Genomic DNA, 14,538 nt, shown 5'->3' with positions numbered 1-14,538 from the left:
TTAAAAACTCGTTTTATAATAACTCTCAGCACTTTACAGATGGAACAAATGCAGATTAAAGACAAGTAATTTAAATATTATGCATGAAAATACAGTATTTTTTTCGTATCTTTGCAGAGCATCATACAAAAACTAACAGGAATAACAGCATGTCATATAATTTTTCAAATTACGAAACACATTATAAAAATCTTACATTTTTAGGTGTTCCAATCATCATTGGACAATTAGGAAACCTTATCCTTAACTTTGCCGATACACTCATGATTGGTCATCATAGTACAGAAGAATTAGCAGCGGCTGCATTTGTTAATAACATGTTCACGCTGGTAATTATTTTTGCTATTGGTTTTACGTATGCTATTACTGCTCTCGTAGGGATTTTATATGGACAAGAGAAGACACAGCGTATTGGTGAGTTGATGAAGAGTGCCACAGCGGCAAATACCTGTATGGCACTATTCTTATCGGTCATCATGGTTGTTCTTTATCTTAATATTCACCGATTAGGACAACCAGAGGAATTATTACCTCTCATTCGTCCCTATTTTCTTATCCAACTTATCTCCCTACCTTTTGTCTGTTGGTTCAATACTTTCCGCCAGTTTACTGATGGTATCACAGACACCAAGGTTGCTATGTGGATTCTTATTGGTGGCAATGTAATGAATATTTTTGGCAACTGGATTCTAATTTATGGTCATTTAGGAATGCCTGAGATGGGACTGATAGGTGCAGGACTATCCACAATGATTTCACGTATCGTTATGACTATCGTCATGGTTGGAATCTTCTTCGTTAGTAAGAAATATAACGAATATAGGAAGGGATGGGGTGCAGGAAAAATTCAATATGCCGATTTTAAGAAGATTACAGTGCTTGGATTTCCTTTAGCATTGCAGATGGGTATGGAGACGGCAGCCTTTAGTCTTTCAAGTTTGATGGTAGGCTGGTTTGGTACAGAGTCATTAGCTGCCCATCAAGTTATGTTGACAATCTCACAGTTGGGATATATGATTTATTATGGATTGGCTGCAGCTGTAGCAGTGCGCATTAGTAACTTTATGGGACAGCGTGATTACCTTGCCGTAAGACGAACAGCAACAGCAGGTATCCATCTGGTTTTCCTACTTGCATTACTAACCTCCGTACCAATCTTTATCTTCCGCCATGTTATTGGTGGACTCTTCACTGATAATGCGAACGTTATTTCAATGGTTTCTATGACGATTATTCCATTTATGATATATCAGTTTGGCGATGGTATGCAGTGCAATTATGCTAATGCAATGAGAGGTACAGCCAATGTACGCCCACTGATTTGGATTGCTTTCATATCTTTTTTTATCGTATCATTACCCCTAGGCTATCTCTTCGGTGTAGTAATGAATTACCAACTGTTAGGTGTATGGTTTGCCTTCCCATTTGGTCTAACACTGTCTGGTATTCTCTATTACATCTATTATCAGAAGGGACTAAATAAGATAGAAAACTCCAATATCCAAAATAAAATAGAAGAGTAAAAAGATCAAGGAACTCTCTTAATTAATATCTTCTTCTTTCCTTGAAATGATGAAAGAAAAAGATATTAATTAAGTGTATTCGTGAGCGAGCAAAACGTAAATTTAAGTTCCTATCATTTTAATTAGACACTTAACTTTATATTTTTCTCCAGATTAAGAGAAATGTTAAATATGACAGCAACTTGAATAAAATCTATTCTTTGGTATTTTTGCTGATTGCCCTCTTACATAGGTATGCTTTTAAAACTCTAAAGATTGAAACATTCGTTTTAGAAAGAATGGCTCCATAACGAATCGTGTGGGTTGTGTGTTGATATTCCATCGGTTTGGTGCGGGTGCTCAGCACGTTTGGTGCGGGTGCTTAGCACATGTGGTGCGGATGGTATGCACAACATGTGCGAAGGGTTAACACCATTGCTGTATATGAAAGGGTAGGGATTTAATGTGCGTTAAGCATATTGAAATGAAGGTCAATCTGGAGTTGTGTCTAGTTGGAGGCTATACCTTTCAACAATATTTTATGCTCTATGACGAATTACCCACACGATTCGTTATAGAGCCGAAAGAATTCATTGTAAGCTTCTCTCCCACTATTTTCTATTGATCCAATAACATAATGAAACGCAAGAAGGCGGTAATAAGTTGAGAATTAACATAACTAATTACCGCCTTTTATTATTCACAGATTCTTCTGTCGATTGGAAGAAAACAAGCAGAAAGCTTATTCTTTATAATGTATAGCTTCCATAAATCGTTTAATAACCTCTGGTTTTCCTGTATGTTTGCCTTTATCTTCTGATATCTTACAAGTATCATTATAAAATGGCCATGATTCCGTAATCTTTACGGCAACCAGCTTTATAACAATATTCATAGGTTTAACATGTGGGAAATCATTGGTGAAGTGAGTTCCAATACCAAATGATGGCATCACACGACTCTCTGCATAACGCTGAATCTCAATAGCCTTATCAGTATCTAAAGCATTTGAAAATAAAACCTGCTTGTCGCGTGCATTGATACCAAAAGATTTATATTTAGCAATGATTTTCTCTAGCTGTTCAATATTATCTCCAGAATCAATACGCAATCCCTTAAATTGATTTGCAAAATCCTCAGAGAAATTATAGGAGAAGATGTCCCAACCAAAAGAATCATAGAGATAGGTTCCTAACGCACCACGATAGGTTCTGCGCCATGCCTCCATTGCCATATAGTTTGCCATTTGCGGACCAAACATACCACCGATAGCACAAATAAACTCATGCGCCATAGTTCCAACTGGAGTAAGGTCATACTTCATGGCAAGATGAATATTACTTGTTCCTACAAAACGACCCTTCCATTCTCGACTATCATAACAATCCTTCATAGCACGTACAGCAGTATCTTCTGCTGTTAGGCTAGCACGACGACGTGTTCCGAAGTCAGAGAAAACGCAACCTGCCTCAAGAAGACGCTCTGTCTTATGATAGGTTTTATCATAAAGCTCCTGATAATCAAAGTTCTGAGCTTGGTCGTTAAACATATAGAACAACTCAGAGATAATCGCAAGGACCTTCACTTCTAACAGAATTGTATCTGCCCATAATCCTTCAAATTCTATATAAAGATGACCCTCTTCATCCTGCCAGACTTTCACCCATTCTCGTGAAAAGCGGAAGCCGCGTAGATAGGTTAAAAACCATTCTGGAAGATAGTAACATTTCTTACGAAGAAAATTAATTTCGTCATCCGTAATAACAACCGATTCCAATAATTCTATCTGATGTTCCACTTCACGTGCGAATCCTTCTGGATAAACCGTGTCATCACGGTCAACAAAATGATAGCATACATGTGCACGTGGATAATTGTCAATGACTGCACAGCACATTGTAAGCTTGTAAAGGTCATCGTCTGTGAAATAATTAATGATTTGTCTCATTTTAATGTAGTTGAATTCAGTTGCCAAAAGTATAAAAAAGATATGGAAAGACAAAGGTTTTTGTCAAAAATATGGCTTCATCTGTGCATCTGTTTTTCATAAGTATTTATAGCAATGTGTTTAAGTACACAATATCATTTTATAGAATTAAGACTTACTTATTCTGAGCAAATCACTTTTAGGTATAAACAAGACTCGTTTTACACGTTGTTTAAGAAAAAAATCGTATCAGAAGTGTAAACTTATGACATTTGTAACTTCTGATACGATTTTATGAATCTTTGAGATAAGCTAAAAATACGAATAAAGACTTAACTCAAATTATAGGTATGAACACTTACACCTTGTGCTGAAGGAAGATAATTTATTCCCCACCAACACATCTGAAGTAAGATGAATGCTACAATCAATATCCATAAAGCTGGACGGATGATACGAGGACGATATTGACGATAGTGAACATAAACCAAATAGGAAAGCCAAGTGATAGCAGCCCATGTCTCCTTTGGGTCCCATGACCAGTAATGTCCCCATGCTTCCTTTGCCCATAAAGCACCCATCAGCATACCGAGAGTCATAAATGAGAGACCAACGTAAGTGAGATTATCCGTTATCTCCATTTCCTTATCCGTATCAGCACTCTTCTTAAAGAAAAGAAGATAAACTGACATGACCACTGCAGCTCCCAAAAGAGCGTAAGCCATCATATAAACAATTACATGAGGAGCAAACCATGGACTTTGTAAGGCTGGCATAAGTGTCTTTGAATGTATCTCTGGTTTAAAGATGTTCACACAAACAAAGACGGTTGCAAGAAGTGTGGAGAAACTTAATATCCACTTATACTGCCAGCGACTAAAGACAATAATACCTGCCAATGGGAGGAAAAAACTGTACCACAGACGTGTCTCACCCATCGTACGAAGAGGTGGTCGTTCCAAGGTTATCCACATTATTAAAATATATGCAAAGAATACTGCTAATCCAAGCCCTGTAGATCCAAAGGCCATAACGTGACGACTATGCCATGCTGCCCATGCACCAATGACCCATAAAATTACAGATATGATTGCAAAAATAATAAAATAATTCCAGATCATAGTTTTACCTCCTTCTTACGACTTGCTGTCAAGAACATTCCGACAGCTCCGAACAACAACAAGAATATTCCAACATACACAACTGGCATCCAAGGATCGGTTACAATCTCAAAGATACTTAAGTTACTCCATTTTCCCATCTGCTCATTATAGCTAAGCTGATAGATTTTCCATCCTTCGATACTAAACGGTTTGTTAACCTCTATCTCAGTACGAATATTCTGTCCTGCTTGTGTATAAATGTCAACAAGAGATGAGAAGCGTCGTGGCTCGCGATTAGGCATGACCAGTCTTCTACTATCTTCAAGTTTCAAAGATTGATAAGGGAAAAGGTAACTACCACATGTAAGCCATCCTGTGATAGTATGTTGTTTATTTTTCTTTAATCTAGAATCACTATTTCCATTATTGCCTATACCTGTTGTCACCTTCACATATATTGCACATGCTGTTCCTTTAGCATCAGAAGGAATATAACCTTCTTTATTGCGTGCCTGTCCTAATGAATCCATACGGATATTGCTCATCATACCTCCAGGCATTTTACCAACCATCTTGCTCAACATAACAGGCATAGCGTTATCGATACGCTTGAGAACCTCGATCTTACAATCCAATAGATAACCAAACTTTACATTCTTATCTAAAAGAATATTCTCAGGCTTCCCTTTCGGAAGTGGAAGTCCCATGTTATCAATAAGCATGAGCTTAGGTGGATATTCATCAATAGTGAACTTCTCTAATTGTATTGCTACCGGAAGGTGATGAACGTTGCTAAAAGCGTCAAGACCACGCCATTCAGGCTGCCCCTCTTCACAATACATCTTCACACGTAGCATATCTGCGCTACCAAGTGTACCACAAGTAAGAACAATGAAAAGACCAACATGACTCGTTAGTGTGGGCAAACGACGCCATGAAAAATGAGATAATTGGTTCAAAGTTACCTCACCAACAATAGCAGTCATCCAAACATAGACTAGAACGAAAGGCCAAAAATTAAGCATCTTCGTTATACCAAGCGGATCAACAGCATCTCTCCCCTCCGCTACTTGCTTTGTAATTCCCATGACAAAGGTTAATACTGCTGCTGCTGCTATAGCAGGAATAGCTGCTTGCATAGTAGCCATAAAACGGCAGAAATAAGACCATTTGCGTAATATGAATACTGCGACAAGTGCCAGAACAAATAAAACTAAAGTAATGAAGTTGGCTGGCCAAGCAAAAAAGCCCCACTCCAAGGACCCCATTGTTGCCTGTAAAAAGACACCAGTTACCAATAAACCAACAACAATTGCTGTTCCTTCTTTTAGTGTATAAGGTTTATTCCACATAACAAGAAAAACTCTACTCCACCCTTTTCCTAATAAGAAAAGACATAAAAAATTAAGTATTGGAGTAAGAGTAAATAAATAAATTCTGTGTGAGTTATAAAATATAAAGATTAGTAAGTACCCAGTTAATATGGGTATTCTCACTTTTACAGACAAGATTCCTCCCCCAGATGGGAAGGAATCCTGTTAGTAACTATTTACATCGGCTTAGTAACAAAGCGTTTGTTCTTTCTAGCTTGCTCAATCCATTTTGGTACGATTGTATCAAGGAATTTCTTCTTCTGTGAATTGAGCTTAGGCATATCCAAACCAATGTATGATTGTGCCTTAGCCTTTGTTGAAACATCTGGAAGAGGAATCTTACCAGTGTATCCATGTTTAGCCACAACACGTGCTATCTGTAAACGAGCATCCATTGCATACTGCATTGCACTTCCAAGGATTCGCATCACCTCTTGTGGAGCATGGAAGGCAGCTCCGTGGCTAGCTACAGCATAGTCCCAACGCCACTGACCCTTGCGGAGATCCTTAAGAACAGGCTCCATCTCAGCTTCCGTCGCACCCTTTTCCCAAGCAAATTTAGCCTCGATGTGTGCAGCTGCAAGTTCCTTTTCTACATTTGTACGGAAGTCATAAATCTTCTTCTGACGCTCATAAACATTCTGACGAAGCGTCTCAGCATCTTGACGGTGACAGGTCTGACAAGTACGCTCGATGTTTGCCAATGGGCTTGTAATATGGTGATCAGTATATTTCACACCACCCTCAGAGATGTAAGGCATATGACAATCAGCACATGAAACACCACGCTGTCCATGGATTCCCTGTAAATACAATTCATAACCAGGGTGCTGTGCCTTTAGAATCTTCGCCTTTGATAATGGGTTGATGTAATCGTAGAAGCCAATACTATCGTAGTATTCCTCTGCTGCCTCACACGTCATACCCTTTTCTTGAGGGAAATGTAGATAGTTGCCATTCTCTTTCTCGAAGTAGTATTCCGTGTGGCACTGTGCGCAGACCAGGCTACGCATCTCTTGATGGCTGGCTTTTCTCACGTCTTTACCGACACGAGCCCATGCCTCATAGAGAGCAGGACGAGCGGGACGAAGTTCCATCGTCCTTGCATCATGGCAGTCAGAGCAACCGACGGTGTTCATGACCTCTGGTCCCCAGTCGCTCCACTTGGCAGCATAGAATTTATCAGTTCCTTTCTCACGCATTAGACGTGGAACATCAGGACCCTTGCAGGTCCAACAGGTTCCTGGCTGTATGTCATCTTGTCCATCAACACCTGGACTTCCTGTACGCATAATCTTACGTAAGTCATCAATACAATGACGGTGTCCACGTGGTGTATTATACCCTCTTGAGAAAGAATAGCCAGCCCATAGGATAACCATTTCGGGTCTCTCTGCCAGTACATCTACTTCCTGGGAAGAATTGTACTTACTCACGAAACTTGTGTCTTCTGTCATTGCCCACGTCTCATATTCACGTGGGAAATCAGCTGCAAATTTCTCATTCTGAGATACAATGGAGTCAGTCATCGGTGTACGTCTGTTGTTGAACACACTTACAACCTCAGCTCTTCTTTCAAGCATTGAAGAACAGAGCAGTCCAAGAATGAACACGAGAACCATTGCTCCTCCAAAGAGTAGCCAGCCTTGCCATTTCTTTAATGTCTTTGCCATAATTATCGATTTTTAGTTCTTATTTTTTCTTTCCTAACACTTTTTGCAACCAATCTGGAACAGGAGAAGGTGGCATTGGTTCCACATATTCTGCACCAGGGGTGCTTGAGAGAGAATTCATCTTCATGTGTGCTACATCACGATGACAATCCCAGCAGGCTTTACCTTCACCACGCTGAGCCTCCATGTAATCTATTCTGCCTGTATTTACAAACTCTTGATTTAATTGTTTATGGCAGCGGATGCAGTTATCCATTATCACTTCTGCCGATGCTGATTCTGCCTGAATAGTTTGCGATTCATTAAATGTAACAAAATAAGCTACATGCTTCATACCATCCATACCTTTAAAAGCATAGTGTGCAGCAACGTTATCATTAGGAACGTGACAATCGTTACATGTGGTGTTACGAGCATGTGCAGAGTGTGACCACGTAGCATAATAAGGTGACATGATATGGCAATTAATACATGCCGCTGGGTCATCACCTATTATATAGGTATGCATACGTAGAAGATAAAAGAATAACCCTGTTAATCCTACTATCACACCGCACAAAATAGATAATGTAACCTTTTGCCGATATGAGATGCATGATAGAAACTTATCTATCATACTTTTCAATTTGGTAGATATGGTTTTTAGTTTCATAGGATTTATATCTTGTTTCGTGCACAAAGATATGTATTATTTTTCATTAGACAAGTAAAGAAAAAAGAAAAAATCATCATAAATTATGATTTAGACTAATTCTAAGAAAATACATTCATTTGAAGAAATTATAGAAAAGATATACTAACATGCTATTCCACTTACAATTACAGTATGTTATTATTACAACGAATGTGAAGATGACGGGCAGAAAAGAAATATTGTTGTCTATTGATTCATAACAATCTTTACCAACCTTCATATATCAAAAAATCATTTTATTATTATATATAAAACATTTTCCCGTAAACATAAATCAATGTGTAATCTATGGAGAAGCAAAGATAATCAATTGGCTTGGAGAATTCTCTTCGGATGTTGTTCTTACGTACTTTTAGCTTATACAAATGGTAGAAGAGCGTTCATTAAAAAAAAATTATCCGACAATTAAAGTTTTTATCTGCTCCATTGATGTTTTTTTCGTACATTTGCATTTCAATTATAATATAAAAGTATTTGGGACATAAAACATATATGGAATCATTAAAAGAGATATTTAAAATCGGTAAAGGACCTTCAAGTAGTCATACTATGGGTCCACAGCGTGCAGCAATCATCTTTGCTGAGCGTCATCCCGAAGCAGCAAAATTTGAAGTTACACTTTATGGCAGCTTAGCAGCTACTGGTAAGGGACACATGACAGATAAGGCTATCATTGATGTTTTGAAGAAAGTTGCACCGATAGAAATAAGGTGGGAACCTGAAGTCTTTCTCCCCTATCATCCCAATGGTATGTTATTTCGTGCTTTTAATAACAATCAAGACCTATTGGATGAATGGATAGTCTATAGTGTTGGTGGAGGCGCACTATCAGAAGGTAAAGCTACAAATGATTATTTTCATAAGGAATCTGTTTATGACATGCACACTCTCAAAGATATTCAGATATGGTGTGAGCATCATGGACGTGGCTATTGGGAGTATGTAAAACAGTGCGAGAGTGATGATTTCTGGGATTATCTTCGTGAGGTCTGGAAAACTATGCAGGCAGCTGTTGAACGTGGTCTTGATAGCGAAGGTTCTTTACCAGGACCATTAAACCTAGCTCGAAAAGCACCAAATTATTACATCAAAGCACGTGGATATAAGCCTTCTCTGCAGAGTCGTGGAATGGTGTATTCATACGCTTTGGCTGTCAGTGAGGAAAATGCGTCTGGTGGTAAAATTGTTACTGCACCAACTTGTGGTGCTTGCGGTGTAGTCCCAGCAGTACTCTATCATTTGCAAAAAGGACATGAGTTTTCTGAAACGAAGATTTTACACGCACTTGCAACAGCAGGTCTGTTTGGTAACATCGTAAAATACAATGCTTCTATCTCTGGCGCAGAAGTAGGTTGTCAAGGTGAGGTTGGTGTAGCTTGTGCAATGGCTTCTGCCGCTTCTTGTCAATTATTTGGTGGTAGTCCTTCCCAGATAGAATATGCTGCCGAAATGGGATTAGAGCATCACTTGGGTATGACCTGCGATCCAGTTTGTGGTTTAGTGCAGATTCCTTGTATTGAGCGTAATGCATTCGCTGCTTGTCGAGCTTTGGATGCACAGCTTTATGCGTCATTTAGTGATGGGCACCATCGCGTCTCATTCGATCGTGTTGTTGAAGTAATGAAGCAAACAGGGCATGATATTCCATCACTTTATAAAGAAACAAGTGCTGGTGGATTGGCAAAGCAATATCCAATGTAATATTATTGTTGTTTTCTAAATAAGGCTTGTTGTCCTACTTAATCTTACTCAGTGTTGCGCCTTTGCCTGAATGGAGTCTGTCATCAAAATAGGTGCGAAAGTCTGATATCCTCGTATGTTTCAGAGCGTGCAATTTAAGAAAAGTTCCCCTCTTCCCATTTCTTGCTTAAAAATACGTTTACAAGGAGCATTATAAAGAAAAACCTTTTATATAGCAAAGATATTCGACAGATTGCAGTTCTGCATGGTTGTCTTTATATCAATAAAACAGTATTAGATCACAATCATAATTAACAATACTCCTCTCTCCTCCTAGCATGAAGAGAGGAGTATAAGTTTTAGATCTTATTAATCAATTCCTCTGGCGTAACAAGTTCTTGTTCACCAGTAGTCATATTCTTCAACGTTATCTTACCTTCCTGCATTTCAGTTTCACCTGCAAGTGCAACGAATCCAATATTCTTAACGTTAGCATAGCTCATTTGTTTCTTCATTTTAACCTTATCAGGAAATATCTCAGTGCGTATGCCAGCCTTTCGAGTAGCTGCAACTATTGGGAGACAATAAGCTGTCTCTTCCTCACCGAAATTGATGAATAGGAGCTGAGTACCTTGAACGCTCTCTTTTGGATAAAGGTCTAGCGTGTTAAGAACATCATAAATACGATCAGCACCGAAGCTTATACCTACTCCAGAGATACCTGGCATACCAAAGATGCCAGTCAGGTTATCATAGCGTCCGCCACCTGTAATAGAACCAATCTGAACATCAAGTGCCTTAACCTCAAAGATAGCGCCTGTGTAATAGTTCAGTCCACGTGCCAAGGTTAGGTCAAGTTGTACCTCGTTATTTAGTCCAGAGTTCTTCAAATTATCAAGAATAAAACGAGACTCTTCAACACCTTTTAGGCCAGTTTCACTATCCTTCAGTACCTCAGCAATAACATCAAGTTTTTCTTCATTAGTACCTTCTAACTTAATGATTGGCTGTAACTTTTCAATTGCTTCCTCAGAGATCCCATTGCCACGCAACTCTTCATTAACATTGTCAAGTCCTATTTTGTCAAGTTTATCAATTGCGACAGTGATATCAACGATCTTTTCTTTTTCGCCAATAACCTCTGCTATACCCGTAAGGATCTTTCTATTATTAATTTTAATCTGAACACGGATACCAAATTCTGTAAAGACCGTATCAATAATTTGCATTAATTCGACCTCGTTCAACAATGAGTCTGAACCAACAACATCAGCATCACACTGGTAGAACTCACGATAACGTCCCTTTTGTGGTCTATCTGCGCGCCATACTGGCTGTATCTGATAACGTTTAAATGGTAACTGAATCTCATCACGATGCATAACAACATAACGTGCGAAAGGAACTGTAAGGTCATAACGTAAACCTTTTTCGCAGAGCTTTGTTTGCAATTTAAGTGTATTGCGCTCCTTGAGTTCGTCGTCACTAACAGACTTCAAGTAATTCCCAGAGTTCAAAATCTTAAAGAGAAGTTTATCTCCCTCTTCACCATATTTGCCCATCAGCGTATGCAAAGTTTCCATCGCGGGAGTCTCTATTTGCTGAAAGCCATAGAGCGCATACACACGCTTAATTGTATCAAATATATAATTTCGTTTAGCCATCTCATCAGGACCAAAATCACGCGTTCCCTTTGGGATGGAAGGTTTGTTTGCCATTTGTCGTTTATTTATGTTTTTTGAATATGAATATTAGGTAGTAATAGACGAAATAAGCTTTAAAAAATCACAGTCGCCTGTCACAGCCTAAATCAGGTTATAAAACAATCGTTTGTTCACGATCAGGACCAACAGAGATAACCCCTATACGGGTTTCAAGATAGTTCTCAAGGAAAGCTACATAGTCACGGAACTCCTGTGGGAATTCATCTTGTGACTTGCATTTCGTCATATCCTTCTTCCAACCACGGAAGTCTTTGTAGATAGGCTTCACATTGTCAATTTCATAAGGGAAGTCCTTTGTTTCAGTACCATCAGGTAGTTCATACGCCACACAAGCTTTGATGGTTTCGAAGCTATCGAGAACATCACTCTTCATCATGATAAGCTCTGTCACACCATTAATCATGACAGAATAACGAAGCTGAACGAGATCGATCCAACCACAACGACGTTCACGTCCTGTCACAGCGCCATATTCATGACCAAGGTCACGAATCTCTTTGCCAATCTCATCGAAAAGTTCTGTTGGGAATGGGCCAGCACCAACACGAGTACAATAAGCTTTCATAATGCCATAGACATTTCCAACCTTATTTGGACCGATTCCAAGTCCAGTGCAAGCACCAGCACAAATTGTATTTGAAGAGGTAACAAATGGATATGAGCCAAAATCTACATCTAGCATCGTACCTTGGGCTCCTTCACAAAGAATATGCCTACCCTCACGAATTAGGTGATTGATTTCATTCTCTGAATCAACGAATTTAAACTCCTTCATATAAGCGATTCCTTCCATCCAAACCTTCTCGGTCTCTTCCAAACCTTCAAAGTTCGTCCAACCAAGACCTGTTAGCATCTTCATGTGACGCTCCTTGTGAGCAGCATACTTGCGTTCGAAATCACAAAGAATGTCACCAACACGTAAACCATTACGGCTAACTTTATCGGTGTAAGTAGGTCCAATACCCTTACCAGTCGTTCCTACCTTATTCTTTCCTTTTGCTGCTTCGTAAGCACGGTCGAGGATACGATGTGTAGGCATGATGAGGTGTGCCTTCTTTGATATATGCAAGCGCTCTTTCAGTGGATGCCCACTCTTTTCAAGGTCTTTTGCCTCACCCATAAAAAGGTCAGGAGCTAAGACAACTCCATTACCAATGATGTTAACTTTTCCACCTTGAAAGATGCCTGAAGGTATAGAACGCAGCACATACTTCTGACCTTCGAATTCAAGAGTATGTCCAGCATTTGGACCTCCTTGGAAACGAGCCACTACATCATATCGTGGTGTAAGCACGTCTACAACCTTACCTTTTCCTTCATCACCCCATTGGAGACCCAATAGGACGTCTACTTTACCTGTGTTCATTTGCTTTTATGTGAGTTTTTAACTTGCCTCTGTGTAAGAAACTTACTCCTCTGACGCGACAAAATGGCCTGACAGCGTGAGCAGATTCCATATATATATAAGGAGAAACCATCACGGCGGAAACGGTGGAACTTTGTATTCTTAATCGCATCCGCAATTTCTGGAGAATCTACCTCTGTTACTGTTCCGCATAGCGTACAGATCTGATGAATATGATCTTCATTGTTGTAGCATGCTTCATATTTAGTTTGACCAATGAAACGATGTCTAACAACGAGACGCAACTCTATGAAAAGACGCATTGTATTATAGAGTGTGGCACGAGAAACTCGAAAATTATTCTTTTCAAGCGCTGCACCCAACTCATCCAAGGAGAAATGTTCCTCCATGTCATACACTGCATCCAGAATAGCATACCGCTCTGATGTCCTGCGATGATTATTAGCTTCGAGGTATTCATCCAGAATATCTCGAACTCTTTTTTTGACTATATCTCTAGTCACTGTTTACTGATTAAATTCGCACAAAGTTACTTTTTTTTAATGATATAACTAATATATAACAACAAAAAAAAGTTAAAAGCAATTCACTCAAATAACACCTTATCTTCGTATTAGTAGGTTAATCTATTAAACGCAATAATCGAGTTGTTTAGTTAAAACTATAGTTTACACTTACTTTATCTTCTAACATTTCTTATCAATAGTTCTATGTTCGTGTGTCTATCTGTTTTTACTTCTTTTTATCGAATAAAAAAACGTTTTATTCTGTGTTTTTTGTATCTTTGTACACACAATAATAAAGAAATAAAGAAATAAAGATAAAGAATGAAATATTTTATCCTCGTAGTTTCGTCTCTCTTACTGCTCATAACTGCATGTACCAACAAGAATAGCACTGAGGAACCTACCGTAAAGAGCATTGACACAATACCGATGTTGGTGACTCAAGTACAGCAGTGTTCCCGACTCTATACGACAGAATATCGTATACATAAGATTATCACCCACAACGATGAGATTAAATTATCAGGATCAATTATGAAACATGACTTCAATGTGGATCTTCCATTAGGTAGCCGTAGAATAGCTATTCCAATGGATGCAACATTGAAAGCATACATTGATTTATCCAGTTTTAGCAAAAAAAATATTAAACATAAAGGCAATGAACTTTTCATTACTCTACCCGATCCTAAAGTTGTTCTCACTTCAACAAAGATAGATCATAATGAGGTGAAGGAATATGTAGCACTGACACGTCATAATTTCACAGACGCAGAGCTTACAAGTTATGAGTCACAAGGTAGAGAACATATTATTGCTTCTATCCCACAGATGGGCATCATTGAACAAGCGCAAAGGAGTGCAGCACGACAACTTGTTCCTTTATTTACAGCTATGGGTTATAAAGAGTATAATATAACTATCTCTTTCCGCAAGAAGTTTACAATTAGAGATTTAAGACAGTTAGTTGAAGTAAATATAAAAGATTAA

11 protein-coding genes are annotated in these 14,538 nt (G+C 38.7%); 3 read left to right on the top strand and 8 right to left on the bottom strand.

The window, feature by feature from the left end; translation table 11 throughout:
- Positions 1-149 precede the first annotated feature (149 nt).
- Entirely contained in the window at positions 150-1,523 is a 1,374-nt protein-coding gene (locus J4856_RS08900; protein ID WP_025838868.1) for an MATE family efflux transporter, read from the top strand.
- A gap of 721 nt (positions 1,524-2,244) precedes the next feature.
- Here J4856_RS08900 and pncB read toward each other — a convergent pair.
- The 5 genes from pncB to nrfH form a co-directional block, all read right to left on the bottom strand.
- A complete protein-coding gene (gene pncB, locus J4856_RS08895; protein WP_025838866.1) occupies positions 2,245-3,450 on the bottom strand; it encodes a nicotinate phosphoribosyltransferase in 1,206 nt (401 codons plus the stop codon).
- 311 nt (positions 3,451-3,761) lie between these two features.
- Entirely contained in the window at positions 3,762-4,550 is a 789-nt protein-coding gene (gene ccsA, locus J4856_RS08890; protein ID WP_025838865.1) for a cytochrome c biogenesis protein CcsA, read from the bottom strand.
- Positions 4,547-5,884, bottom strand: coding sequence for a cytochrome c biogenesis ResB family protein (locus J4856_RS08885; protein WP_025838863.1), 1,338 nt, complete (start codon positions 5,882-5,884; stop codon positions 4,547-4,549). The genes ccsA and J4856_RS08885 overlap by 4 nt, the downstream gene beginning before the upstream one ends.
- Positions 5,885-6,081: 197 nt before the next feature.
- Positions 6,082-7,578, bottom strand: coding sequence for an ammonia-forming cytochrome c nitrite reductase (nrfA, locus tag J4856_RS08880; protein WP_025838861.1), 1,497 nt, complete (start codon positions 7,576-7,578; stop codon positions 6,082-6,084).
- A gap of 19 nt (positions 7,579-7,597) precedes the next feature.
- A complete protein-coding gene (gene nrfH, locus J4856_RS08875; RefSeq protein WP_025838860.1) occupies positions 7,598-8,230 on the bottom strand; it encodes a cytochrome c nitrite reductase small subunit in 633 nt (210 codons plus the stop codon).
- A 534-nt stretch (positions 8,231-8,764) separates the two neighbouring features.
- On the opposite strand from nrfH, the gene J4856_RS08870 reads away from it, so the two are divergent.
- Complete coding sequence (locus tag J4856_RS08870) at positions 8,765-9,973, top strand: L-serine ammonia-lyase (protein ID WP_025838858.1); 1,209 nt, start codon at positions 8,765-8,767, stop codon at positions 9,971-9,973.
- A gap of 338 nt (positions 9,974-10,311) precedes the next feature.
- Here J4856_RS08870 and hisS read toward each other — a convergent pair whose 3' ends face one another.
- The 3 genes from hisS to J4856_RS08855 all read right to left on the bottom strand — a co-directional run bounded on the left by hisS (position 10,312) and on the right by J4856_RS08855 (position 13,545).
- On the bottom strand, positions 10,312-11,670 hold the full coding sequence (hisS, locus tag J4856_RS08865) for a histidine--tRNA ligase (protein WP_025838856.1): 1,359 nt from the start codon (positions 11,668-11,670) through the stop codon (positions 10,312-10,314).
- A 97-nt stretch (positions 11,671-11,767) separates the two neighbouring features.
- Entirely contained in the window at positions 11,768-13,042 is a 1,275-nt protein-coding gene (locus tag J4856_RS08860) for an adenylosuccinate synthase (protein ID WP_025838854.1), read from the bottom strand.
- The gene (locus J4856_RS08855; RefSeq protein ID WP_025838853.1) at positions 13,039-13,545 is read right to left on the bottom strand and encodes a Fur family transcriptional regulator; all 507 of its coding nucleotides are present in this window, start codon (positions 13,543-13,545) and stop codon (positions 13,039-13,041) included. The genes J4856_RS08860 and J4856_RS08855 overlap by 4 nt, the downstream gene beginning before the upstream one ends.
- 324 nt (positions 13,546-13,869) lie before the next feature.
- Between J4856_RS08855 and J4856_RS08850 the strand changes: the two genes are divergently transcribed.
- Positions 13,870-14,538 (top strand): DUF4230 domain-containing protein, encoded by a 669-nt coding sequence (locus J4856_RS08850; RefSeq protein WP_025838851.1) that lies wholly within the window; start codon positions 13,870-13,872, stop codon positions 14,536-14,538.

It is taken from the genome of Prevotella scopos JCM 17725, assembly GCF_018127785.1.
Taxonomy (GTDB): Bacteria; Bacteroidota; Bacteroidia; order Bacteroidales; family Bacteroidaceae; genus Prevotella; species Prevotella scopos.
Note: the sequence above shows the minus strand (reverse complement) of the source record. Positions and strands in the feature narration are given on the sequence as shown.